This window comes from Deefgea rivuli DSM 18356 (assembly GCF_000620145.1).
Classification (GTDB): domain Bacteria; phylum Pseudomonadota; class Gammaproteobacteria; order Burkholderiales; family Chitinibacteraceae; genus Deefgea; species Deefgea rivuli.
In genome coordinates, this window is the sequence record NZ_KK211081.1 from 479,476 (window position 1) to 503,959 (window position 24,484).

At 48.6% G+C, this 24,484-nt stretch carries 18 protein-coding genes and 3 tRNA genes; 11 read left to right on the forward strand and 10 right to left on the reverse strand.

Translation table 11 applies throughout. The features are described 5' to 3' along the window. Positions 1 to 57 precede the first annotated feature (57 nt). Positions 58 to 1,278 carry an EAL and HDOD domain-containing protein gene (locus Q320_RS0112275; RefSeq protein ID WP_027469246.1) on the forward strand — a complete coding sequence of 407 codons (1,221 nt, stop codon included), beginning with the start codon at positions 58 to 60 and terminating at the stop codon, positions 1,276 to 1,278. A 104-nt stretch (positions 1,279 to 1,382) separates the two neighbouring features. Here Q320_RS0112275 and Q320_RS0112280 read toward each other — a convergent pair whose 3' ends face one another. The 6 genes from Q320_RS0112280 to edd form a co-directional block, all read right to left on the reverse strand. Beyond that, the gene (locus tag Q320_RS0112280) at positions 1,383 to 2,465 is read right to left on the reverse strand and encodes a porin (protein ID WP_169734458.1); all 1,083 of its coding nucleotides are present in this window, start codon (positions 2,463 to 2,465) and stop codon (positions 1,383 to 1,385) included. Between the two features lie 269 nt (positions 2,466 to 2,734). Next, positions 2,735 to 3,811 carry a porin gene (locus Q320_RS0112285; protein WP_027469248.1) on the reverse strand — a complete coding sequence of 359 codons (1,077 nt, stop codon included), beginning with the start codon at positions 3,809 to 3,811 and terminating at the stop codon, positions 2,735 to 2,737. Between the two features lie 227 nt (positions 3,812 to 4,038). Continuing rightward, complete coding sequence (locus tag Q320_RS0112295; RefSeq protein WP_027469249.1) at positions 4,039 to 5,145, reverse strand: porin; 1,107 nt, start codon at positions 5,143 to 5,145, stop codon at positions 4,039 to 4,041. A gap of 306 nt (positions 5,146 to 5,451) precedes the next feature. Continuing rightward, on the reverse strand, positions 5,452 to 6,456 hold the full coding sequence (gene gap, locus Q320_RS0112300) for a type I glyceraldehyde-3-phosphate dehydrogenase (RefSeq protein WP_027469250.1): 1,005 nt from the start codon (positions 6,454 to 6,456) through the stop codon (positions 5,452 to 5,454). Between the two features lie 316 nt (positions 6,457 to 6,772). Beyond that, positions 6,773 to 7,396, reverse strand: a complete 624-nt coding sequence (gene eda / locus Q320_RS0112305; protein WP_027469251.1) for a bifunctional 4-hydroxy-2-oxoglutarate aldolase/2-dehydro-3-deoxy-phosphogluconate aldolase — start codon at positions 7,394 to 7,396, stop codon at positions 6,773 to 6,775. Positions 7,397 to 7,536: 140 nt separating this feature from the next. Next, positions 7,537 to 9,360 (reverse strand): phosphogluconate dehydratase, encoded by a 1,824-nt coding sequence (gene edd / locus Q320_RS0112310; RefSeq protein ID WP_027469252.1) that lies wholly within the window; start codon positions 9,358 to 9,360, stop codon positions 7,537 to 7,539. A 306-nt stretch (positions 9,361 to 9,666) separates the two neighbouring features. Between edd and zwf the strand changes: the two genes are divergently transcribed. The 8 genes from zwf to Q320_RS21625 all read left to right on the forward strand — a co-directional run bounded on the left by zwf (position 9,667) and on the right by Q320_RS21625 (position 21,410). Then, a complete protein-coding gene (zwf, locus tag Q320_RS0112315; RefSeq protein ID WP_027469253.1) occupies positions 9,667 to 11,115 on the forward strand; it encodes a glucose-6-phosphate dehydrogenase in 1,449 nt (482 codons plus the stop codon). 134 nt (positions 11,116 to 11,249) lie between these two features. Then, positions 11,250 to 11,948, forward strand: a complete 699-nt coding sequence (gene pgl, locus Q320_RS0112320) for a 6-phosphogluconolactonase (RefSeq protein ID WP_027469254.1) — start codon at positions 11,250 to 11,252, stop codon at positions 11,946 to 11,948. Between the two features lie 107 nt (positions 11,949 to 12,055). Then, a complete protein-coding gene (gene hexR / locus Q320_RS0112330) occupies positions 12,056 to 12,901 on the forward strand; it encodes a transcriptional regulator HexR (protein WP_027469255.1) in 846 nt (281 codons plus the stop codon). Positions 12,902 to 12,953: 52 nt separating this feature from the next. Further along, a complete protein-coding gene (gene pgi / locus Q320_RS0112335) occupies positions 12,954 to 14,600 on the forward strand; it encodes a glucose-6-phosphate isomerase (protein ID WP_027469256.1) in 1,647 nt (548 codons plus the stop codon). Positions 14,601 to 14,697: 97 nt separating this feature from the next. Continuing rightward, the gene (gene aceE / locus Q320_RS0112340) at positions 14,698 to 17,358 is read left to right on the forward strand and encodes a pyruvate dehydrogenase (acetyl-transferring), homodimeric type (RefSeq protein WP_027469257.1); all 2,661 of its coding nucleotides are present in this window, start codon (positions 14,698 to 14,700) and stop codon (positions 17,356 to 17,358) included. A gap of 104 nt (positions 17,359 to 17,462) precedes the next feature. Continuing rightward, on the forward strand, positions 17,463 to 19,085 hold the full coding sequence (gene aceF, locus Q320_RS0112345) for a dihydrolipoyllysine-residue acetyltransferase (protein ID WP_027469258.1): 1,623 nt from the start codon (positions 17,463 to 17,465) through the stop codon (positions 19,083 to 19,085). A gap of 73 nt (positions 19,086 to 19,158) precedes the next feature. Next, positions 19,159 to 20,943 (forward strand): dihydrolipoyl dehydrogenase, encoded by a 1,785-nt coding sequence (gene lpdA, locus Q320_RS0112350; protein ID WP_027469259.1) that lies wholly within the window; start codon positions 19,159 to 19,161, stop codon positions 20,941 to 20,943. A gap of 290 nt (positions 20,944 to 21,233) precedes the next feature. Continuing rightward, the gene (locus tag Q320_RS21625; RefSeq protein WP_156939059.1) at positions 21,234 to 21,410 is read left to right on the forward strand and encodes a hypothetical protein; all 177 of its coding nucleotides are present in this window, start codon (positions 21,234 to 21,236) and stop codon (positions 21,408 to 21,410) included. A 62-nt stretch (positions 21,411 to 21,472) separates the two neighbouring features. On the opposite strand, the gene Q320_RS0112360 is transcribed toward Q320_RS21625, so the two are convergent. The 4 genes from Q320_RS0112360 to Q320_RS0112375 all read right to left on the reverse strand — a co-directional run bounded on the left by Q320_RS0112360 (position 21,473) and on the right by Q320_RS0112375 (position 22,666). Further along, positions 21,473 to 21,547, reverse strand: a tRNA-Glu gene (locus Q320_RS0112360). Positions 21,548 to 21,585: 38 nt separating this feature from the next. Continuing rightward, positions 21,586 to 21,660, reverse strand: a tRNA-Glu gene (locus tag Q320_RS0112365). 56 nt (positions 21,661 to 21,716) lie between these two features. Beyond that, positions 21,717 to 21,792 (reverse strand) — tRNA-Ala (locus Q320_RS0112370). Between the two features lie 70 nt (positions 21,793 to 21,862). Then, on the reverse strand, positions 21,863 to 22,666 hold the full coding sequence (locus tag Q320_RS0112375; protein WP_051534703.1) for an outer membrane protein assembly factor BamD: 804 nt from the start codon (positions 22,664 to 22,666) through the stop codon (positions 21,863 to 21,865). Here Q320_RS0112375 and rluD point away from each other — a divergent pair. Both rluD and pgeF read left to right on the forward strand, forming a co-directional pair. Continuing rightward, positions 22,665 to 23,717, forward strand: a complete 1,053-nt coding sequence (gene rluD / locus Q320_RS0112380; protein WP_027469261.1) for a 23S rRNA pseudouridine(1911/1915/1917) synthase RluD — start codon at positions 22,665 to 22,667, stop codon at positions 23,715 to 23,717. The genes Q320_RS0112375 and rluD overlap by 2 nt on opposite strands. Further along, positions 23,704 to 24,468: a peptidoglycan editing factor PgeF gene (gene pgeF, locus Q320_RS0112385; RefSeq protein ID WP_084282629.1), complete on the forward strand. Its 765-nt coding sequence runs from the start codon at positions 23,704 to 23,706 to the stop codon at positions 24,466 to 24,468. Before rluD ends, pgeF begins: the two co-directional genes overlap by 14 nt. Positions 24,469 to 24,484: the final 16 nt, after the last annotated feature.

The window sequence follows — 24,484 nt, forward strand, 5'->3', positions numbered from 1 at the left end:
GAAAAGATTAACGACAAACACTAACTTGGAGCATGGCTATACGCCTGTTACCCGAATATGACGCAAGAACATGCTTTTATTGGCCGCCAGCCCATTCTTAACCGGCAGCAGCAAATTATTGGTTACGAATTATTATTTCGTCTCAACAAAGAATCAGTATCTGCTGAATTCTCTAGTGATATGCAAGCCGGTACAAATGTCTTAGTTAATACAATATCTAACATGGGAACCGATTGGCTAGTCGGCAGCAAATTGGCATTTATTAATGTTGCCGAATCTATGCTCGAAAGTAATTTTCTTGAGCTTTTACAACCACAGCGCGTTGTTTTGGAAATTGTTGAAACGACACAGCCCAGTGCAGAACTATTAAATCGCCTACGCGATCTTCGTGCGCAAGGGTTTGGTATAGCCCTTGATGACTTTATTTTAACCCCACAAACAGCCCCAATGATTGAGTTTGCGAATTATATCAAACTCGATATTCAACAACTTGGCATGGCGCAAGTACCTGCTTTATCGAAGGAATTACGCCGGCACCCTATTTTGCAAGTTGCAGAAAAAGTAGAAACCAAAGATGAATTTAAGCAATGCCTAGACATTGGCATGGACTGCTTTCAAGGCTATTATTTTGCTCACCCTGAAACACTATCAGCAAAAGTTATTAACCCTGGGTATGCCAACATTTTGCAGCTCTTGAATATGCTACGCAATAACGCAGAAATTCGGGATATTGAAAATGCACTAAAACGCGATGTCGCTCTCTCATTCAAATTACTGCGCTACATCAACTCTGCTGGCTTTGGCCTGTCTTGTGAGATTCAATCCTTCCGGCATGCAGTAACGATTCTGGGCTATCAAAAACTCTATCGTTGGTTAACACTATTATTAGTCACAGCAGGCGCCGAAACAGGTAGCCCACCTGCACTTTTAAAAACAGCAGTCACGCGCGGGCGCTTAGTTGAACTATTAGGTGCTCACCTGCTTGATGGGCAAGATAAAGATAATCTTTTCATTGTTGGGATGTTCTCTTTACTTGACGTACTGCTTGATATGCCAATGGACAAAATATTAGAAACACTGATTTTACCGGAATCGGTCAGTGATGCACTTATGGAACATAGTGGCATCTATGGCCCATTTTTAGAGCTTGCAGAGGCTTGCGAAGACCCTGAAATGGCAGAAGTGCCACGACTGTGTGAACAGCTGCAAATTACCCCAGATATGCTAAATCGCTCACATGTACAAGCCCTAAACTGGGTTGAAGAGCTAGGCGTTTAATCTTGGTCTATTCCTGAGGCTTAGCTAACTCCCTGCTTAAAATAAAAAAACCGCCCAATCTTTCGATTGGGCGGATCAAGTTCAAGCGGTCAAACACTAACAAATTAAAAGTCCGAACGTACGCCAACAGAGAATAAGTCCATGCTTTGGCCATTATTCAATGTGTAGCCTGACTCTGTCGTAAAGCTAGAATTTTTGTCATTATTCAGTTTTGTATAAGTTGCATAAACTTTCGACTGCTTCGACAAATTATAAGATGCCGCAACAGAAACCTGGTCACCACCAGACTCTGAAAGAGTGTCAACATCATTTGCTTTTACATAAGTTAGCAAGAAGTTCATTTTTTGAAACTTGTACGAGCCTGCAATTGCGTAACTATCTTGATCACGAGATGTTTTCCCATCATCACGAGTTACATTTTCATATGTAAGACCCAAGCCAAAATCCATATACTTAGCATTTGCACCAATCATATAACCACTAACCGATGCATCACCCATTGGCTTAGTTGTAATTTTTGATGATTTGTAATCGGCCGTTTGATCCATTGCATTGGAATAAACAGCACCGACGTTAAACATATCATTTTTCCAAGAACCACCGATCTGGAAAGTAGATGCGTCGTATTGAGCTGTTTTCTCACCAATCGTGTACGATGTGCTGGCATTAAAACCACTGAAGTTTGGTGTTTCATAAAAAATCACCTGTCCATCACGACCACCGAGGCGGCGCAACAATTGGCCATTACCTAGATAACCAGAAGAATCATTCATCTCATTTTCGATTGTAGGTGAAATGTTTTTCAACATCGTTTTGTATGCATTATCCATTTTACCAAAACGAGTAAAACCAAAATCACCTTTGTAACCAATATAAGTATCACGCGAGCCCCAAACGTTGCTAGAAACCTTGTCATAAGGATCGCCAACGTGGAAACGGTTTTCCAGAACCCATACCAAATCGCCACCAAAATCCAACTTGTCTTTACCTGAAAAACGGATACGTGAGCTTTGATCTGCTAGTTGTGTTCTGCTAGTGCCATCGCTTTTTGAACCTGCTTTAACGCCAACTTGATCTGGGCTGACGTATTCCATAGCAGTACGAACACTCCCGCTAATTGTCACTTCGGCAACAGCCAAAGAACTAGTCAATGCGGTAGCAAGAGATAATGCAATAATTTTGTTCATTTGATTCAAGCTCTTTATTAAAAAGATGATTAAAAAATTGGTTATATCGAAATTGGGCTGTTGACTAGCAAAAAAACACTCATCTGATTCCAAATTTTCATGAACAAATGATAATCTTTTTACGTTACAAAAAAATGACATTTATGATAAAAGATCATAATCTGATTAAAAAAATTTAATACCTAAGCCAATAGTTATAAAAGAAAACAATAAAAAAAGGCAGCCTAAGCTGCCTTTTTTTATTTCTAATTAGCGATTAAATCACTAGATTAGAAGCCTGTCCAAGTACCAACTAAGATACGAGTAGCGTTGTCTTTGCTACCTGCTTTACCATCATCATTTTGCCAAGCAGCTGCGTTTGCACCCCAGTTCTTGCCAACCATGTTGTGACGGATTTGCAAGAATGCGCCAGTGTTTTTAGACAAAGAGTAATCCCATTGGAAGCCAATAGTTTCAAAGTCGTTGTCGTTCTGATTTTGGCCATCTTTCTCAGCAGTTTGCAACATGTAGCCAAGGCTCAGTGCATTTTTACCGAAGCCATAAGTACCGCTCAACAGGTAACCCATTTGATCCGCTTCAACACCAGTAGGAGTTTCTGCGTTGATGTTACGTACAGCTGCACGCAAAGCTACATCAGCGATAGAACCACGAGCACCGATAACCCAGTTAGCGTAGCTCGCGCCTTTTTCGTCTTTCATGCCGTTTGCTTTACCGGCAGTTTGACCACCAGCCCAATCGCGGCCGTTTGGAATTGGAGAACCGTCTTCAACTGCGAAGTAACCCATATCCAAGTTTACAGGACCGATAGCGCCTTGCAATGTTACTTCGTATGCAGTAGCAGCATTGTTATTGCCGTTACCGAAATCGTAAGCAGCAGTCAGGTTAAAACCACCAAACGATGGAGAAGCGTAGCTAATACCTGAGCCAAAGCCAGTATTAGGAACTTCACCCATAGTGCCTGAGAAGCCTTTAGAGCCATATGGCCAGTCTTGGATCAGGTAAGTGTTAGACCATTGGTTACCAAACTTCAAAGTACCCCAGTCGCCACCGTAAGCAATCCAAGCTTCGCGGATGCCCATTGCATCAAAACGATCTGGAGTTGCTACTTTCTGAGCAAGACGCCAAGACAAAGTGCTGCCATTGTCTAGTTTGTCTTTGCCATCGATATTCACAACGATTGCGATTTCTTGCAACAATTTACCAGTAGTACCAGTAGCAGTACCATCGCTATTGTTAGTACGGTAAAACAAATCCATCTCAGCAGAGCCGTTGATAGATACTTCAGCGAAAGCTGGAGCAGATACAGCAGCAGCAACAGCTACAGCCAATAGAACGCGCTTGAACATTTATTATTCTCCAAAAGATACGAGAGTTAAGTTAAAACCACCGTAACAGCAGGCTGCAATCTGAACATTGCCGCCACTGCTTTACAGACTCGAGAATACCCATGTTTGGAGTGCAAGGCAAAACCAAGCGGCTTTCGGCCTACAAACTGTATCGCGCAAACAACAAAAACGGCGCATTGCTGCGCCGCTTTTATGCAAAACTCATTTAACTACATCAACTTAGCGCTTTAGAAGCCAGTCCAAGTACCAACCAGTACACGTAAGGAATTATCTTTCCCACTACCTGCTGAACCATCGAGTTGATAAGCACCATGCATCACACTGGCTTTGTTGGCATTATCTAGCATGTGGTAACGCGCTTGAATAAAGCCGCTAGTGTTTTTAGACAAGGTGTAGTTGTACTGAGCATTCAGCACATCCATGCCATCATCAGCGGTCACGCCATCAGTTTTACTATCAGTAACACGTTGGTAACCCAGATTCATATTGTGCTTACCCGTCGTATAGCCTGCACGCACTAAGTATTGATCCACCGTAGTTTTACCTGTGCCTGCATGGATAGCACTGTTCACTTCGCCATTCCATTCATTGCGCTTTGCACTTGCAGCGACGTCAAAACCATTTTCAAAGCGATACATAGCACCTACGTTATAAGCGCGAACCTTGTTATCTTTCGCGTAATTACCACCACTACCCCAACCACCGCTATTACCAAATACATAGGCTTCAGATGATGCAGAACCATCGTTTTTCGCCTCGTGGAAGCCAGCATCTACACGCAAACCACCTTGCGTATAATTTGCGGTAAGCTCGTATGCATGTGCATCGCGATCACCAGAACCCAGGTCGTATTGCCCTTGGAAGCTAAAGCCACCAAAGTTAGGCGAGAAATAGCTAACCGCTTTACTGTACTGAACAGTGTGCGCACCAAAATCAGCCCAAAGGTTACCTTGGCCTTGCGCGCCATATGGCCAATCCATCGCTAAGTATTGATTAGAGAATTGATTACCAAAACGCATCTCACCCCAGCCGCCTTCGTAACCGATCCAAGCTTCACGCTGACCAAATGAATCATAGCGATAGTCTGTCGCTACTTTTTGCGCTAGACGCCATTTTAAAGTGTCGCCACTATCGAGCTTATCTTTACCGTCGATATTTACAACGATTGCAATTTCTTGCCCCATAGCACCGCCAGAACTGCCGCCATTGCCATCAGCCTGGTTCGTACGATAAAACAAATCCATTTCAGCTGAACCCGAAATAGAAATTTCAGCCATTGCTGGCACAGCAAATGCGGTCGACAACAGACTACCAATCAGTAAACGCTTGAACATATTTAACACTCCTCGTTGAACAGATGAACCACCTAAGACAGAAGGCATGTGACGCATTATCCAGACCTTACTCGGCTTACTCTGTGCAAAAAAGACGCTTTCGAGGGTGTAAAATTACCTCCACAGCATAGCCAGATGCTGCATGTCATACCTTAGCGTTTTATTTGGACCCTTATTGCCGCGCCACAGCAGCATTCATTGATCGATGAATATTGCCGCTCGAAGAGATAGCGAAAAAAAATGCCGGTCAGCTAGGCCGACCGGCATTCATTGCGCTTGATTTAAATAATTTAAATCAGGCTAGATTTACTTACTCGCCATAACGCGAACCATTTCAAGCACTTTGCTTGAATAGCCCCATTCGTTATCGTACCAAGACACCAACTTAACAAAAGTGCCATCCAAAGCAATACTTGCATCAGCATCGAACACAGAAGTGCATGATTCACCACGGAAGTCAGTCGAAACCACTTTCTCGGTGGTGTAGCCTAGAACGCCTTTCATTGCGCCTTCAGAAGCTGCTTTCAATGCTGCGCAGATTTGCTCGAAAGTCGCTTCTTTATTCAACTCAACCGTCAAGTCAACGACTGAAACGTCAGAAGTTGGCACGCGGAACGCCATACCAGTGAGTTTGCCTTTGATTTCTGGAATCACCACACCAACGGCTTTTGCTGCGCCAGTTGATGATGGAATGATGTTTTCCAAAATACCGCGGCCACCGCGCCAGTCTTTGTTCGATGGGCCATCCACGGTTTTTTGCGTTGCTGTTGCTGCGTGCACGGTCGTCATCAAACCACGTTTGATACCAAAGTTGTCGTTAATGACTTTAGCCAATGGTGCCAAGCAATTCGTCGTGCACGAAGCATTAGAAATGATCGCTTGACCAGCATAAGTGTCGTTATTCACGCCATAGACAAACATAGGAGTGTCGTCTTTGCTCGGAGCCGACATAATGACTTTTTTCGCGCCAGCAGCCAAATGTGCTTCGCAAGTTTCTTTAGTCAAAAACAGGCCAGTCGCTTCAACGACAACATCAGCACCGATGTCACCCCATTTCAATTCAGCTGGATTTTTAACCGCAGTCAGGCGAATTGTTTTGCCATTCACGACCAAATGACCGTCAACAACCGCTACATCACCTTTGAATTTACCGTGCACTGAATCATGTTTCAGCATGTAGGCAAGGTAATCAGGCTCTAACAAATCATTGATACCCACAATTTCGATATCATCAGAAAAATTATAAACAGCAGCGCGGAAGACCATGCGGCCAATGCGGCCAAAACCATTGATACCAACTTTAATAGTCATGAATCAATCTCCAAAAGAGGTGTAAAAACAAGTATGTACCCGTGTAACAGCTAGCCACAAGGTAATAAAAGCCAAAAGCCGTAGCAGACCTACAGCAAGACAAAACAACAGAGCAAGACAATATGTGCCTAGCAATTTAATTAATAACGGAGCGCTTAAGCATGCACCATTTAGCGCACCCTTGCCTTTGCGCCACGACAAACTCGGCGCAAAAATCAGAGTCAAAGACCAGCTTATCGATCACGACAAAATGGCACCCCACTCTGAATGGCATGCAAAAACTAACCCGCCGCAAACGCGACGGGTATCAATCAAATTAAGGACGCAGTGCAGCTGCTTCGCGCGCCAAAGCAGTAATCCCTGCCCAATCGCCCTTCGCAACCATTTCTTTCGGCGCCAACCAAGAACCACCGACGCAGCCGACGTTAGGCAACGCCAATAACTTAGGTGCCGATTCCAAGCTCACACCGCCAGTTGGGCAGAACAGAATTTGTGGCAATGGGCCGCCCAACGCTTTCAGCATGGCCAAGCTACCTGCTTGTTCCGCAGGGAACAATTTCATCGCATCAAAGCCTTCTTCAAGCGCAGCGATGGCTTCTGACGGTGTCATCACGCCCGGCAAGAGTTCAATACCGCAAGCGCGTGCCGCAGCAGCGAGTTTTGGCGTTAAACCTGGCGTTACCGCAAATACCGCACCCGCGTCTTTCGCTTGCTGGAATTGCTCCGGACGAACCACTGTACCCACACCCACAATCGCGCCTGGCACGTTATCAGCGATGGCTTTCACCGCTGCGAGTGCGGCTTCAGTGCGCAAAGTCACTTCCAATACACGAATACCACCGTCAACCAAAGCTTGCGCCAAAGGCACAGCGTGTTCCACATTTTCGATGACCAAGACTGGCATCACCGAGCAGGAGCGCATAATGTCGCGAATTTGCATGTTCTAACTCTTCCGTTTTGCGTTATAAAAATAAGCCACCCAAGCAAAAATCAAATGGCTCAATAAAAAACCACCACCTAGGGTATATCAATACAGCACTCAGTAATAAAGCCCTGCATCAACATACCCGCACTTTAAAATTAATGTGCCAAGCCCATGCTAATTGCGCCTTCTTCCGCGCCTGTCGCATTTTGGCGGAATGTAGCAAATAACTCACGCCCCATACCATGTCCGTTTTTAGCCATATCCGCAGTAACCACTTCACGCGATGCCCATTCTGCAGCATCCACTTGCGCAACCAACTCGCCGGTTTCTGCGTTCAGTAAAATCATATCGCCAGAGCGAACTTTACCCAAAGCACCGCCACACACCACTTCAGGCGTGATATGAATCGCCGCAGGTACTTTGCCAGAAGCGCCGGACATCCGGCCATCGGTCACCAGTGCGACTTTAAAACCGCGATCTTGTAATACGCCCAGCGGTGGTGTGAGTTTGTGTAGCTCGGGCATGCCGTTGGCACGTGGGCCTTGGAAACGCACGACAGCAATAAAGTCGCGCTCGAGTTCGCCGCGTTTAAAGGCGGCAATCACGTCTTCTTGATCGTCAAACACAATCGCTGGCGCATTCACAATGCGGAATTCCGGCGCAACCGCCGAAGTTTTAATCACCGCGCGGCCAAGATTACCTTGCAGCAATTTAGTGCCGCCATCAGCTTGGAATGGCTTGGCTACGGTGCTCAATACGCTGGCATCTCCAGCAACCGTTGGCGCATCACGCCACACCGCAACGCCATTTTCAAGGAAAGGCTCTTGCGCATAATGACGCAGACCAAAACCAGCGGCGGTCCACACATCATCGTGCAACAAACCGGCATCCAGCAATTCACGAATCACATAACCCATGCCACCCGCCGCGTGGAAGTGATTCACGTCCGCCGCGCCGTTTGGATAAACTTTAGCCAGTAAAGGAATAATTGCCGACAAATCACTGAAATCAGACCAATCAATCACCACACCCGCAGCGCGTGCAATCGCGATCAAGTGAATCGTGTGATTCGTCGAGCCACCTGTAGCGAGCAAACCGATAATGCCATTGATAATCGCTTTCTCATCAATCACTTTACCAACAGGAATAAATTCATTACCCAGCGCCGTAATTTGCGCCGCACGTTTGGTTGCCGCAATCGTCAACGCATCACGCAGTTCAGTACCCGGATTGGTAAACGCAGCGCCCGGCAAGTGCAGACCCATGATTTCCATCAACATTTGATTGGAATTGGCTGTACCAAAGAAAGTACATGTCCCCGCGCCATGGTAAGAGCCTTCTTCAGACGCTAGCAGCGCATCGCGACCGACTTTACCTTCGGCAAACAATTGGCGCGTTACATTTTTTTCTTTATTCGAAATACCGGTCGTCATCGGGCCAGCAGGTACAAAAATCGTCGGTAAGTGGCCGAACTGCAAAGCACCGATCAATAAGCCCGGAACGATTTTGTCACACACGCCCAAACAGAGCATCGCATCAAACATATTGTGCGACAAAGCCACAGCCGTCGACATCGCGATCACATCGCGGCTAAACAAAGACAATTCCATGCCAGCTTGACCTTGCGTCACGCCATCACACATCGCTGGTACACCGCCGGCAAATTGCGCCGTCGCGCCAACTTCATGTGCAGCACGTTTGATCAGCGCAGGGAAGGCTTCGAAGGGTTGATGCGCAGACAGCATTTCATTGTACGAAGACACAATCGCAATATTGGCGGTCTTCATTTCGCGCAGCATGATTTTATCAGTCGTCGGCATCGCAGCCCAAGCATGTGCTTGGTTGGTACAGGCAAGACCTTTACGCACAGGCTCTTTACTAGCGGCTTCTTCTAAGCGCGCCAAATAACGGCCGCGAGATTCTTTACTGCGTTCAATAACACGTTGCGTTACTTCAGCCAGACGAGGATGCAATGTCATACGAAACTCCGAATAGACTGGGCGACTCAGCACCCAGCAGAAATGCATAGAAATTAGGCGTAGTTTTACTACAATCGGCGCTACAGAGCAACCCAAAAGAGTAAGTCGGCCCCTTGCGTTGCAATGCAACATTGGCGTTTACTACCATGGGCTTGCTGCTCTTCACGGCAAAAAAACAGCGGGTACAATTAACAAATTATAAATTCGTTTGCACCGTCATTTGGGCATGTAGTAAGATTACAAAGCTTACTTGTCTGCCCGCACAATTTGGGTGCACATCAACCCTCACAGGAAGGATTTTCGGCAATGACTCCGATCGACGCTTTCGACATGGTATTTTTTGGCGGCACGGGTGACTTGGCCTTGCGCAAGCTACTGCCAGCACTTTACCACCAACATCAAGATGGCAACCTTCCAGTGGATGGTCGCATCATCTGTTTAGGACGCAGCCCTTCAGACACTGCCAGCTACGTTGCCAAAGCGCAAAGCAAAGCGAAAGAGTTCTTAGGCAACCATTATAACGAAGCCGATTGGGCTGTGTTCGCCCAACGCATCGAATACTTTAAAGTTGATGCCAATACAACGAGCGACTTTGTCATTTTGGCTGAAGCGCTCAACGTTTACCCAAATCGTAGCCGCGTATTCTACCTGTCAACCGCACCGGATTTCTTCGCGCCGATTGCAAAAAATCTAGCTGAAGTAGGCCTGAACAAAGGCAAAGCACGCGTTGTACTCGAAAAACCGCTCGGCCACGATCTAGAATCTTCGAATAAAATCAACGATGAAGTCGGCGAATACTTCGAAGAACAACAAATTTACCGCATCGATCACTACCTCGGTAAAGAACCAGTTCTGAATTTGATTGCATTGCGTTTTGCCAACACTTTGCTCGAACCTCTGTGGCGCCGCGAATGGATTCGCGACGTGCAAATCACCGTGACTGAGCAAGTCGGCGTTGAAACCCGTGCTGATTTCTACGATAAAACTGGCGCATTGCGCGATATGGTGCAAAACCATCTCTTGCAACTCTTGACCATCGTCGCGATGGAGCCACCCGCTTCAATCGATGCCGATGCAGTTCGCGACGAAAAACTCAAAGTGCTGCGTGCCTTAAAACCGCTCACGCCAGAAACCGTGCATAACAAAGTCGTGCGTGGTCAATACCGTGCTGGCGCGGTCGGCGGCAAAGCCGTTGCCGGTTATCAAGATGAACCTGGCGTGCCAGCAGGCTCGAAAGCGGAAACGTTTGTTGCACTGAAAGCAGAAATTGAAACTTGGCGTTGGGCTGGCGTACCATTCTTCTTGCGCACAGGCAAACGTCTGCAAGAACGTCTGGCTGAAATCGTGATTAATTTCCGCGAAGCGCCAACGTCGATTTTCGGCAAAAACACGCAACCGAATCGCTTAGTGATTCAATTGCAACCGGCTGAATCAGTACGCCTTTATATGCTAGCGAAAGAGCCAGGCCGTGAGCGTTTGCGCGAAGTGTATTTGGATCTGGATTTCAAAGAAGCATTTAGCACTCGCAGCCCAGAAGCCTACGAGCGCTTGTTGATGGACGTAATCAAAGGCGATTTGTCGCTATTTGTGCGTCGTGACGAGCAACGTGCAGCTTGGCGTTGGGTTGAACCGATCATCGAAAGCTGGGAAAACAGCTCAGAAGGTCCAAAAACTTACACCGCAGGCACTTGGGGCCCAGCGGCTTCTTCAGCACTGTTGTCACGTGATGGACTGTGCTGGCACGAAGAATCTTAAAAGGCGGACACGAAGACTCTATAAAAGCATTTCTCGTCCTCGCGGAGCTTTCCTAGCAGTTGCGTAAATCAGACAACTACGGGAAACTCCGCATTGTGCCGCCCCTTTTGAATTGAATTCCTGGAGACACCCGAATGACCCTGCAATGGCATGAGTTTAGCAGCAAAGATGAACTCGACCTCAAGCTCGCGCAAGACATTGCTCAGCAACTTCAACAAGCAATCCTCGATCGCGGTTCAGCCAGTCTTGCAGTGTCCGGCGGACGCACTCCAGCAGGCATGTTTAAAGCACTTCGCACTAGTCCAATTGACTGGAGCAAAGTGATTATTACGTTGGTAGACGAGCGCTGGGTGCCTAACGATCACGCAGATAGCAATGAGCGCCTGACGCGCGAAAATCTCCTCCAAGATGGTGCAGCAGCAGCGACGTTTATTTCTATGGTCAATGATGCAGCAACACCACACGCAGGACTGGAGGGTATTGAAGCGCAGCTTAGCAGCATCAAAGCCCCTATTGATATACTGATCCTAGGTATGGGTGATGACGGTCACACTGCCTCGCTTTTCCCTAATGCCGTTGAATTAGAAGCCGCTTGTGCGTCAACTCAATGGGTTGCCGCTGTGACGCCGCCTGTAGCGCCGCATCAACGTATTACTTTAACGTTGCCAACCATCGCAGCAGCACGCAATTTATTGGTGCACATTACTGGCGAAGGCAAAAAAGAATTACTGAATACCGCAATGCAAGAGCAAAAATCGCTCACTGAATGCTACCCAATTCGCCGAGTACTTGATCAAGCGGCGAGCCCAGTACAGGTTTATTGGACAGCCTAAGTGATTCACTCTTATTTACATTTTTTATCAACGCCATTGCAGCTTTGCTGCTTGGCGTTATTGCGTTTGATTGACGGCGCTGACTGTTTGATTAAAGGCCCCAAATAATGCTCGAACGAATCAAAGCTGTACTCGATACATTATCAAAATCAGAACGCAAGGTTGCCGACCTTGTGCTGGCTCAACCGAACTTAGTCGCCAACGCACCGATTGCACAAATCGCCGAATTGTCCGACGTTTCACAACCCACCGTGATCCGCTTCTGCCGCTCGCTCAATTGCTCAGGTCTGCAAGATTTCAAACTTCGCCTCACGCGCAGCTTGGTGTCTGGCGTGCCGTACGTGCATTCTATGGTTTCGGCCGACGATTCAGCACACGACCTCGCAAAAAAATTATTCGACAATAATATTTCGCATTTACTGCGCTGTCGCAATGAACTCGATACGGATGTGCTAGAAAAAGCCATCAAAATATTGTCGAACACCGGCAAAATCGAAGTCTGGGGCCAAGGCCAATCCGGTGCGGTAGCGATTGATGCACAAAATAAATTCTTCCGCCTTGGCGTACCGACGGTTGCCTATACCGATCCGCATATGCACGGTATGAGCGCGTCGATGCTCAAACCGGGCGATGCCATCATTGCGGTTTCCAACTCAGGTCGTACGCTCGATATGCTGCGCTCAGTCGAAATCGCCCGTGATTCTGGCGCTGATGTCATCGGCATTACGCACTCCAAATCACCGATGGCCAAACGCTGCAATATTTGCCTGTTTGCCGATACGATGGAAGATCCTGATTTATACACGCCGATGATTACACGCATTGTTCACTTGGTAATTATTGACGTGCTCGCCGTTGGCGTGGCGCTTAAACGCGGACCGGAGCTGATCGATCAGCTCGAAAAAATGAAACGCAATATGAAAGAAAAACGAGTCCGCGGACATGACCACTAAGAAATCACGCACCATGAAAAACCCAGTTTGCGATCAACAAGGAACGATTCCGATGTCTAACCTCACTGCTTCTCCTGCATGGAAAGCACTTGAAGAGCATTTCAAAGAAATTTCCCCGCAACACATGCGGGATCTTTTTGCTAATGACCCACACCGCTTCGAACGGTTTTCTCTTGAGTCGGGCGGCTTGTTCTTTGACTACTCAAAGAATCGGATCAACGAAACCACCATGACGCTGCTGATGGATTTAGCCCGCCAATCAGGCCTGTCTGAGCGCATCGAGAAAATGTTTGCCGGTGAAAAAATCAACACCACCGAAAACCGCGCCGTACTGCATACCGCGCTGCGTAATCTGGATCGCAATCCGATCATGGTCGATGGCGAAGACGTCATGCCTAAAGTCAATGCAGTTAAAGATCAAATCGGTGATTTTTCCGATAAAGTCCGCTCTGGCGAATGGCAAGGTTACACCGGCAAGCCAATTACCGATGTGGTAAATATTGGGATTGGCGGTTCGGATTTGGGCCCATTGATGGTGTGCCAAGGCCTGAAAGAATATGGTCATGCACGCCTCACGATGCATTTTGTATCGACTGTCGATGGCGACCAAATCGTTTCTACCCTCAAGCAACTCAATCCAGAAACCACGCTATTTATCGTTGCATCCAAAACCTTCACCACGCAAGAAACCATTACCAATGCCCGCACTGCGCGCAAATGGTTCTTATCCACTGCTAGCGATGAAAAGCACATCGCCAAACATTTTGTTGCTGTATCAACCAATAGCAAAGCCGTGGCTGAGTTTGGTATCGACATCAATAATATGTTTGAGTTTTGGGATTGGGTTGGCGGACGTTACAGCCTGTGGTCAGCGATTGGGTTGCCGATTGCAATTTACTTAGGCAAGCACAATTACCAAGATTTGCTGCACGGTGCGTACACGATGGATCAGCACTTCCGTGGCAAACCGCTAGAGCAAAATTTACCCGTCATTATGGGCATGCTCGGCATTTGGTACGCCAATTTCTTTGAAGCCAGCACGCATTTGGTGTCACCATACAATCAATGCCTATCACGCTTCCCTGCTTATTTGCAGCAGCTCGATATGGAGTCGAATGGTAAATCAGTCGATCTAGATGGCAAGCGCGTTGATTACGCCACCGGCCCTGTCGTTTGGGGTGATGCAGGTATTAATGGCCAGCACGCGTATTATCAAATGCTGCATCAAGGTACCCAGCTACTTCCTATCGATTTCATCGCGACAATCGAGCATCCGGATATTCCAGAACCGCACAGCACGATTTTGATGGCGAACGTATTTGCGCAAACCGAAGCCTTTATGCGCGGTAAGAACGAAGCGGAAGTTCGCGCGGAACTCGATAAAGCCGGCATCGTTGGCGAAGCGCAAGACAAGCTGACTCCGCATAAGATTTTCAAAGGCAATCGCCCGACCAACACCATTTTGATGCAACGTCTAACACCACGCCGTTTGGGCGCTTTGATCGCACTGTACGAGCACAAAGTATTTGTACAAGGCACGGTTTGGAATATCAATTCCTACGATCAGTGGGGCGTTGAATTGGGTAAACAACTGGCAAAAACTGTCGAAGCCGACTTGATGACGCCAGGACTCACCAATTCTCACGATGCATCCACCAATGGTTTAATCAATTATTACAAGCGGAACACCCCGCGCTAAGTCCAGAAGGCGGTCACTCACCGCCTTTTAATCAACTCAGCCTCCGAACTAAGCATCGGATGCGTATACCAAACCACCACTCACAAGGTAGATACAAATGGCAGAGCAATTACATGACCATGATCCACAAGAAACTAAAGAATGGCGCGATGCACTTGCAAGCGTCATCGAAACTGAGGGCGCTGAGCGTGCTCATTTCTTAGTTGAGCAATTGGTAGATCATGCTCGTCAAGATGGCGTGAACATTCCGTACACCGCAACGACGGCGTACATCAATACGATTCCGGCGCACTTGCAAGCCAAGCATCCTGGCAATGCACACCTTGAAGAACGTATTTTGTCGTACACGCGCTGGAATGCTGCAGCGATGGTGGTGAAAGCCAATCGTTTTGATGGCGATTTGGGTGGTCACGTTTCATCGTTTGCCTCTGCGGCAACCTTGTACGATGTGGGTTGGAATCACTTCTGGCACGCTGCTGATGAAAATCACGGCGGTGACTTGGTGTATGTACAAGGCCACTCGGCACCTGGCGTTTACGCTCGTGCCTTCCTCGAAGGCCGTATCTCTGAAGATCAACTGAATAAATTCCGCCAAGAAGTCGATGGTGGTGGTTTGTCGTCTTATCCACATCCATGGTTGATGCCTGATTTCTGGCAATTCCCAACCGTGTCGATGGGTCTTGGTCCATTGATGGCGATTTACCAAGCGCGTTTTATGAAATACCTCGACGACCGTGGCTTTAAGCAAAAAGGCGATCGTAAAGTTTGGTGTTTCTGCGGCGACGGCGAAATGGACGAGCCAGAATCACTCGGCGCGATTTCTCTTGCGGGTCGTGAAAAACTCGACAATCTGATTTTCGTCATCAACTGCAATTTGCAACGTCTAGACGGCCCAGTACGCGGTAACGGCAAAATCATTCAAGAACTGGAAGGCGATTTCCGTGGTTCGGGCTGGAATGTCATTAAAGTCGTTTGGGGCACAGGCTGGGATGCGATCTTGGCGCAAGACAAAAAAGGCTTGCTACAAAAACGCATGATGGAAGTGGTTGACGGCGAATACCAAACTTATAAATCGAAAAATGGCGCGTATGTACGTGAACATTTCTTCGGCGCTTACCAAGAATTGCTCGACCTCGTTTCTGCGATGTCAGATGACGATATCTGGAAATTGACGCGCGGCGGCAATGATTTGTACAAAGTGTATGCAGGCTACAAAGCTGCAGTTTCACACAAAGGCCAACCAACGCTGTTGCTAGTTAAAACAGTAAAAGGCTTTGGTCTGGGTACTGCTGGCGAATCACAAAACGTCGCGCACAACACCAAGAAACTCGCCAACGACGATTTGCTGCATCTGCGTGACCGTTTCAATATTCCATTGACTGACGAACAAGCGACATCTTGCACTTTCTATATGCCAGCGCCAGATTCGCCGGAATTGAAATACATGCACGAACGCCGTGCAGCACTCGGTGGCTACTTGCCGAAACGTACGCCAGTCAACGAGCCACTCGAAGTGCCAGGTCTTGATTTATTCAAAACCTTGCTAGAAAGCTCAGGCGAGCGCGAAATGTCGACGACCATGGCTTTCGTTCGTATCCTGACTGCGCTGGCCAAAGACAAGAAAATCGGCAATCGCATCGTACCTATCGTGCCGGATGAATCACGTACCTTTGGTATGGAAGGTTTGTTCCGTCAGCTCGGTATTTGGTCGCACGTCGGTCAATTGTACGAGCCGCAAGATGCTGACCAATTGATGTTCTACAAAGAATCGCAAACCGGTCAAATCTTGCAAGAAGGCATTAACGAAGCGGGTGCGATGTCGGATTGGATCGCTGCGGCAACTTCGTACGCCAACCACGGCGTAACGATGATTCCGTTCTACATCTACTACTCAATGTTTGGTTTCCAACGTATCGGTGACTTGGCTTGGGCAGCGGGCGACTTGCGCGCACGCGGCTTCTTGATTGGTGGAACGGCTGGTCGCACGACATTGAACGGCGAAGGCTTGCAACATCAAGACGGCCACGGTCACTTGTTTGCTGAGTTCATCCCAAGCTGCGTATCGTACGATCCGACGTTTGCGTATGAATTGGCAGTCATCGTGCAAGACGGTATGCGCCGTATGTACCAAGACCAAGAAAACATCTACTACTACCTCTCAGTGATGAACGAAAACTACACCCAGCCGGCGATGCCAGCAGGTGCAGAAGCCGGCATTCTGAAGGGCATGTATATGTTCCAAGAAGGGGCAAAAGACGCCAAGTTGAAAGTGCAATTGATGGGTTCGGGCACGATTTTCCGTGAAGTGATCCAAGCCGCCGCATTGCTCAAAGCCGATTTCGGTATCGAATCTGATATCTGGGCTTGCCCAAGCTTTAACGAATTGCGCCGCGATGGTATGGCTGCGGAACGTCACAATATGCTAGCCCCAATGGGCGAACAAGCCGTGCCGTACGTGACTCAATGCTTGGCTGGCCGTCAAGGTCCAGTGATTGCTGCAACGGATTACAAACGCGCCTTTGCCGATCAAGTCCGTGAATACGTGCCAGGCCGTTACGTGGTGCTCGGTTGCGATGGTTTCGGTCGCTCAGATTCACGCAAACAATTGCGTAAATTCTTTGAAGTCGACAGTTTCTACGTGGCCGTTGCCGCCATTAAAGCCTTGGCTGACGAAGGCAAAATCGGTAAAGAGAAGGTGCTTGAAGCCATGGAAAAATATGGCATCAACCCAGCGAAACCGGCCCCTTGGACAGTGTAATTGAGTGAGGTGTTCTTGTGGGTATAGCCCGCTAAGTCAAGAGCACTGATTGGGTGAGGGCAATACCTCACCCCTTCCCTCTCACCCATCATAGGATTTTAGACATGAGCAATTTAATTGAAGTGATCATTCCCGATATCGGCGGCCACGCTGGTGTTGATGTAATCGAAGTGTTCGTTAAAGTGGGCGACACCATCGAAAAAGAACAATCATTGATCGCACTGGAAACAGACAAAGCGACGATGGAAGTGCCTGCAACCCACGCTGGCGTGATTAAAGAAATGAAAATCAAAGTCGGCGACAAAGCTTCTGAAGGCGACGTGGTGTTGTTGCTCGAAGTCGGCGAAGCTGCTGCCGCACCTGCACCAGTTGCTGCGCCAGCGCCAGCCGCCGTCGCTTCTGCACCTGCTGCGCCTGCAACAAGTGGCGGTGTGGTTGAAGTTAAAGTACCGGACATCGGCGGCCACGCTGGTGTTGACGTGATTGAAGTGTTTGTCAAAGTCGGCGATGTGATTGAAAAAGAGCAATCGCTGATTGCACTCGAAACCGACAAAGCGACGATGGAAGTACCTTCTACCCACGCTGGTACCGTCAAAGAAATCAAAATCCAAGTTGGCGGCAAAGCCTCAGAAGGCGATGTCGTGTTGTTGCTCGAAGTTGCTGGTACTGCGGCAGTGAGCGCTCCAGCTCCTGCACCAGTCGCTGCGCCTGCTGTAGTTGCTCCTGTAGCAGCGCCAGCCGCTGTTGCTGCGCCAGTCGCAACCGCTTCTGCACCAGCCAAAATCGACGAAGCTAACTTTAGCAAAGCGCACGCCTCGCCTTCAGTGCGTAAATTCGCGCGTGAATTGGGTGTGGATTTAGGCAAAGTCGGCGGCAAAGGCCCAAAAGGCCGCATTTTGCATGAAGACGTGCAAAACTTTGTTAAATCGGTCATGACCAGCGCAGTGGCTTCGTCACTTGCTGCGCCAGCTGCTGGCGCATCACTCGGCGGCGGCATTGATTTGTTGCCATGGCCGAAAGTGGACTTCGCAAAATTTGGTCCAATCGAAAGCAAACCGTTGTCAAAAATCAAAAAGATTTCTGGCGCGAACTTGCATCGCAATTGGGTGGTGATCCCGCACGTAACGTTCAACGACGAATGCGATATCACTGAACTCGAAGACTTCCGTAAAACCATCGGTAAAGAATGGGAAAAAAGTGGCCTTAAATTGTCGCCACTCGCTTTCATTATCAAAGCCGCTGCCGAAGCGCTCAAAGCCTTCCCAGAAATGAATTCATCGCTCGATGGCGATAATTTGATTCTGAAACAGTATTACAACATTGGTTTTGCCGCCGACACGCCAAATGGTTTGGTCGTTCCCGTGATTAAAAACGTGGATCAAAAAGGCTTGAAACAAATCACCAAAGAATTGAGTGAATTGTCGGCTTTGGCGCGTGATGGCAAGCTCAAACCAACCGATATGCAAGGCGCAACGTTCACGATTTCAAGTTTGGGCGGCATCGGCGGCACGAGCTTTACGCCAATCGTCAATGCACCTGAAGTGGCGATCTTGGGCGTATGCAAATCGCAAATCAAACCGATTTGGAATGGTTCTAGCTTTGAGCCACGCTTGATGTGCCCATTGTCATTGTCATTCGACCATCGCGTCGTTGACGGTGCACAAGCTGGTCGCTTCACCGTGTTCTTGGGCAAATTGTTGTCCGACGTTCGTCGTTTAGTTCTGTAAGGGTGCATGGGGGTATTGGCACCTAGCCATTACCCTTTAATGCCCTTATTCATATACCCATACAGGATTTATTATGAGCAATCTGATTGAATTAAAAGTACCCGACATCGGCGGTCATGCCGGTGTTGATGTGATTGAAGTGTTTGTTAAAGTCGGCGACACCGTTGCCGTTGAAGACAGCTTGATCGCACTCGAAACCGACAAAGCGACGATGGAAGTACCTTCAACGCACGCTGGCGTGATCAAAGAAATGCGCCTTGCTGCGGGCGGCAAAGCCACTGAAGGCGATGTCATCGCAATTTTGGAAATCGTTGCTAGCGCAGCTGCGCCAGCACCGGCAGCAACCGCTCCTGTTGCTGCACCAGCCTCTGCACCAGCAGTATCAGCTGCTGCGCCAGTCGCAGGTCAATACACCGGCAACGTTGACATTGAATGCGACATGCTGGTGATCGGCGCAGGGCCTGGCGGCTATTCTGCGGCGTTCCGCGCGGCCGATTTGGGTATGAAAGCCGTCATTGTTGAGCGTTACGCAACGCTAGGCGGCGTGTGTTTGAACGTCGGCTGCATCCCATCGAAAGCTTTGCTGCACAACGCAGCGGTCATCGATGAAGTCGCGCATATGGCGAAAAACGGCATTAAATTTGGCGCCCCCGAAGTCGATATCGACGCGCTGCGCGGCTACAAAGACCAAGTGATTAGCAAGCTCACTGGCGGTCTGGCTGGCATGGCGAAAATGCGTAAAGTCGAGCAAGTACGCGGGGTCGGTGCTTTCCTTGATGCCAATCACATGGAAGTTCAAGTGACCACTGGCACGGGCAAAGATTTTTCCGGCGAGAAAAAAATCATTAAATTTGCGCAAGCGGTGATTGCAGCGGGTTCGCAAGCGGTGAAATTGCCGTTTATCCCGAATGACCCACGCATCGTAGATTCAACTGGCGCCTTGGAACTCAAATCTGTACCAAAACGCATGCTGATTATCGGCGGCGGGATTATTGGTCTGGAAATGGGTACGGTTTACTCGACGCTGGGCGCACGCTTGGACGTGGTTGAATTGTCGGACGGCCTGATGCAAGGCGCGGATCGTGATCTGGTTAAAGTGTGGCAAGACTGGAACAGCCATCGCTTTGACAACATTATGCTTAGCTCGAAAACCACATCGATTGTGCCAAAAGAAGATGGCGTTTGGGTGACGTTTGAAGGCCCGAAAGCGCCAACTGAAGCGCAATGCTACGACTTGGTACTGTACTCGACAGGTCGCTCGCCCAATGGCAAGAAAGTCGGTGCTGAAAACGCAGGTGTGATTGTCGATGAGCGCGGTTTTATTGTTGTCGACAAACAAATGCGCACCAACGTACCGAACATTTTCGCAATTGGCGATTTGGTGGGTCAACCAATGTTGGCACACAAAGCCGTTCACGAGGCACACGTTGCCGCTGAGAACGCAGCAGGTCACAAGGCCTACTTCGACGCACGCGTGATCCCTGGCGTTGCCTACACCGACCCTGAAGTGGCCTGGGTGGGTCTGACCGAAGATCAAGCCAAGAAGGACGGTATTAAAATCACCAAGGGCGTGTTCCCATGGGCGGCTTCGGGTCGTGCGATTGCCAATGGCCGCACGGAAGGCTTTACTAAGCTACTGTTTGATGCAGAAAACGGCCAAATCCTCGGCGGTGCGATTGTTGGCCCACACGCTGGCGATATGATCGGCGAAATCTGTCTCGGCATCGAAATGGGCGCTGATGCCGTCGATATCGGCAAAACCATCCATCCTCACCCAACCATGGGCGAATCGATTGGTATGGCCGCTGAAGTCGCGAAAGGCGTATGTACTGACTTACCACCGCAACGTAAAAAGTAATTTGCTTGCGAAGGTGCAAAAAAGCCACGGTTTTCCGTGGCTTTTTTTATACATACTGCGTTTAAAACGACGAATGGCTTGGTTTGAATTAATGACTAAAAACAAGGACTTAACGGCAAAAAATTAAGTAAAATCGCAGCTTTGCCGTCACAAATGGCAAAAGTTGCCGCTCACTACTAAAAATCAGTCAGAAACGCGGCTATTTTGGCCTTCGCATACGTATTTTCCGCATTGCACCATGGCACAAGACTTGCAATACTCTACTTACAGTGTTGCTAGGAGCAAAGCAGATGGCCAGCTGTCAATCGGGTGTTTCAAATCAAGCACCCAACACCAAAGAGCAATTAAGCAGCGAAGTCACAACGCAGCTGCAGCAATATTTAGAGCTCTGTGCGAATTTGCGCATCGACTTCTATGATTGCCTTGCTCACGCCCGAATCGAATACGATAAGAATCATCATCACTAATCGTTAGACAATTCGCTAGGCAATAAAAAAGCACTCGTTTTAACGAGTGCTTTTTTATTTATTGGCGTTCCCACGGGGAATCGAACCCCGGCCGCCGCCGTGAAAGGGCAGTGTTCTAACCGCTAAACTATGGGAACTATGTACAAACTTTTTTACTACTACAAACGACTAACTGTGGCGTTCCCACGGGGAATCGAACCCCGGCCGCCGCCGTGAAAGGGCAGTGTTCTAACCGCTAAACTATGGGAACTACGTCTTCGCCCAAAATTCAATCTATTCAGCCGAATGAACTCTAGAACTTTGTTCTGGTGGAGGTAAGCGGAATCGAACCGCTGACCTCTTGCATGCCATGCAAGCGCTCTACCAACTGAGCTATACCCCCAAAGAGAGCAGAATAATAGACGGCAATTTAATTGGCGTCAAGCACTCTTTCATTATTCTGCAATCAAACTTTAAATCGGCGCCCACCAGTATGGATCTGTACTGATTGTTTCTTTATCCGCTGTTGAATTCGGAAAGTTTTTCAACAAAACGCGCTTGGTATCGGCGCTTAAATCTTTCATCCCTAAACGATCATAGGATTGGATCATCAAGCCCAAAGCACCTTCAACTTGCTTGGTATTGGCATAGTTATCCAATAAAGCTCGACCACGATTTGCTGCCGCCAAAAACGCACCGCGTTGGAAATAGTAGTGCCCAACGTGCAGCTCATAATTGGCCATCGCACCAATCAGATAACCCATCCGAATCGTCGCATCTTTTGAGTATTTGCTCTCAGGGAAACGCAGAGTCAAATCACGAAATGCATTAAATGATTCTTTTGCAGCCTTCGGGTCACGCTCGGACATATCCTGCTTGGAAACGTTCGACATAAAACCTTGCGACTCATTAAACGTCACCAGCCCTTTCAGGTACATCGCGTAATCCAAGCTAGGATGAGTTGGATTTTGTTTAATGAAACGATCAATCGCCGCTAAAGCCAGTGCGGGTTCCTGATCCTTGTAGTAATTGAAGGCCATTTCCAACTGGGCTTGCGATGCAAAGCGACCATAGGGGAAACGCGCTTCCAGCTTCTCTAATAGTTTATTAGAGGCTTCAAAATTACGGCCAGCTTGCTCTGACTTGGCTTCGCTGAACAATTTTTCAGCGCTCCAGCCCAAAGTATCATCTGGTTTATCATTGCCGAGCGAAGAACATCCTGCCATTAAGCTAACTAATAAGGCAGAAATCAGGATTCGCGGTAGAATCTTAGTCATGATGCAATCCGATATTGAACTAAACGATTATAACGACTTCGCAGACATTCGTGTTTTGTCTGTGCCTGATGATTTAGCAGGCACACGCTTAGACGCAGCTTTAGCGAAGATTTTGCCTGATTTTTCTCGTAGCCGCTTGACTACGTGGATTAAAGACGGGCGGGTGACGGTGGATGGTGAAACCGCGCAACCGAAAACCAAACTCTGGGGCGGTGAAACGCTATCTGTCGATGTACAGCCCGACCCCAATGAAGTCGCGTATGAAGCCGAAGATATTGAACTGACCGTCTTATACGAAGACGCCACGATTCTGATTATCAACAAACCCGCCGGTTTAGTGGTCCACCCCGGCAGCGGCAATTGGTCGGGAACTTTACTCAACGCCCTACTGTTTCATTATCCTGAATTACGTCAAATCCCACGCGCTGGGATTGTTCATCGCCTCGATAAAGACACCAGCGGCCTGATGGTCGTCGCCCGCACTTTGCAAGCGCAAGTGCATTTAGTGAATCAATTACAAGAACGCAGCGTGAAACGCCATTACTTGGCGGTTGCACACGGCCTTATCAACGCCGATGGCACAGTCGATGCGCCGATTGCTCGCCACCCGAAAGACCGAATTAAAATGGCCGTGGTCCGCACTGGCAAGCCATCAATCACGCATTACCATGTACTAGAGCGCTTTACTGCCTACACGCTGATTGAATGCCGCCTTGAAACAGGCCGTACGCATCAAATTCGCGTGCACATGGCGCACATTAATCATCCACTGGCTGCTGATCCTGTGTACGGCATTGCACCAAAAATGGATACCAGCAATGAAGTTCGTATGGCGCTGGAAGACCTTAATCGCCAAGCGCTACACGCCAGAAAGCTCTCTTTAGTTCATCCAGAGAGCGGCAAAACGATGACATGGAAAGCAGCGATTCCATTCGACTTGGAACAACTCATCGGCACGCTACGCGCTGATATGGGCATGAGCCAAGACGATTTTGACGAAGATGATGAAGACGACGATCACGATTGTGAGCTGATCTATGTCCGTGAATAAAATGCCCTCCGTGAATAATACCCACTGTTTTACGCCCGATTGGCCTGCTCCGGCCAATGTGAAATCCTTGCAAACTACGCGGCATGGCGGAGTCAGCGCCGCACCGTATGCGAGTTTCAATCTGGGCGATCATGTGGGCGACGCCATTGACGCTGTTGCAGCCAATCGGCAACAACTACCCTCACCCGCCGCATGGCTCAAGCAAACGCACAGCACCATCGTCGTCGATGCCGAGACCTCCACTACTGAGGACGTCAGCGCACCAATTGAAGCTGATGCCAGCGTGAGCCGCACTGTGGGTGCGGTTAGCGTTGTCATGACCGCAGATTGCCTGCCGGTGCTGTTTTGCGATCAGCAAGGCAGCGTTGTTGCGGCAGCGCATGCGGGTTGGCGTGGATTATGTGATGGCGTACTAGAAAATACTGTCGCGGCGATGGCTGTACCCGCAGATTCCATCATGGCGTGGCTAGGGCCTGCAATTGGGCCAACAGCGTTTGAAGTGGGTGATGATGTGCGTGAGGCGTTTATGCAGCGCGACGTGGCGGCAGCGGCAGCATTTGCGCTACAAGCTGATGGTAAATGGCTGGCAGATATGTATCTGCTCGCGCGGCAGCGGCTCAATCGCCTCGGTATTAGCCAGATCTATGGCGGTACTGAATGCACGTTTAACGACAGCGAACGATATTTTTCTTATCGTCGTGACGGCGTAACGGGTCGCATGGCTAGCTTGATTTGGCTAGAGCAGCAATAGGGGGTATTGCCTTGTA

Bases quoted from the DNA above. Each gene is read 5' to 3' on its own strand.
- gap (WP_027469250.1), bottom strand. From the start codon at position 6,456: ATGACTATTAAAGTTGGTATCAATGGTTTTGGCCGCATTGGCCGCATG.
- rluD (WP_027469261.1), top strand. From the start codon at position 22,665: ATGATGCAATCCGATATTGAACTAAACGATTATAACGACTTCGCAGAC.
- Q320_RS0112295 (WP_027469249.1), bottom strand. From the start codon at position 5,145: ATGTTCAAGCGTTTACTGATTGGTAGTCTGTTGTCGACCGCATTTGCT.
- lpdA (WP_027469259.1), top strand. From the start codon at position 19,159: ATGAGCAATCTGATTGAATTAAAAGTACCCGACATCGGCGGTCATGCC.
- Q320_RS21625 (WP_156939059.1), top strand. From the start codon at position 21,234: ATGGCCAGCTGTCAATCGGGTGTTTCAAATCAAGCACCCAACACCAAA.
- hexR (WP_027469255.1), top strand. From the start codon at position 12,056: ATGCTCGAACGAATCAAAGCTGTACTCGATACATTATCAAAATCAGAA.
- aceE (WP_027469257.1), top strand. From the start codon at position 14,698: ATGGCAGAGCAATTACATGACCATGATCCACAAGAAACTAAAGAATGG.
- pgl (WP_027469254.1), top strand. From the start codon at position 11,250: ATGACCCTGCAATGGCATGAGTTTAGCAGCAAAGATGAACTCGACCTC.
- Q320_RS0112280 (WP_169734458.1), bottom strand. From the start codon at position 2,465: ATGAACAAAATTATTGCATTATCTCTTGCTACCGCATTGACTAGTTCT.
- pgi (WP_027469256.1), top strand. From the start codon at position 12,954: ATGTCTAACCTCACTGCTTCTCCTGCATGGAAAGCACTTGAAGAGCAT.
- zwf (WP_027469253.1), top strand. From the start codon at position 9,667: ATGACTCCGATCGACGCTTTCGACATGGTATTTTTTGGCGGCACGGGT.
- Q320_RS0112375 (WP_051534703.1), bottom strand. From the start codon at position 22,666: ATGACTAAGATTCTACCGCGAATCCTGATTTCTGCCTTATTAGTTAGC.
- Q320_RS0112275 (WP_027469246.1), top strand. From the start codon at position 58: ATGACGCAAGAACATGCTTTTATTGGCCGCCAGCCCATTCTTAACCGG.
- pgeF (WP_084282629.1), top strand. From the start codon at position 23,704: ATGTCCGTGAATAAAATGCCCTCCGTGAATAATACCCACTGTTTTACG.
- aceF (WP_027469258.1), top strand. From the start codon at position 17,463: ATGAGCAATTTAATTGAAGTGATCATTCCCGATATCGGCGGCCACGCT.
- eda (WP_027469251.1), bottom strand. From the start codon at position 7,396: ATGCAAATTCGCGACATTATGCGCTCCTGCTCGGTGATGCCAGTCTTG.
- edd (WP_027469252.1), bottom strand. From the start codon at position 9,360: ATGACATTGCATCCTCGTCTGGCTGAAGTAACGCAACGTGTTATTGAA.
- Q320_RS0112285 (WP_027469248.1), bottom strand. From the start codon at position 3,811: ATGTTCAAGCGCGTTCTATTGGCTGTAGCTGTTGCTGCTGCTGTATCT.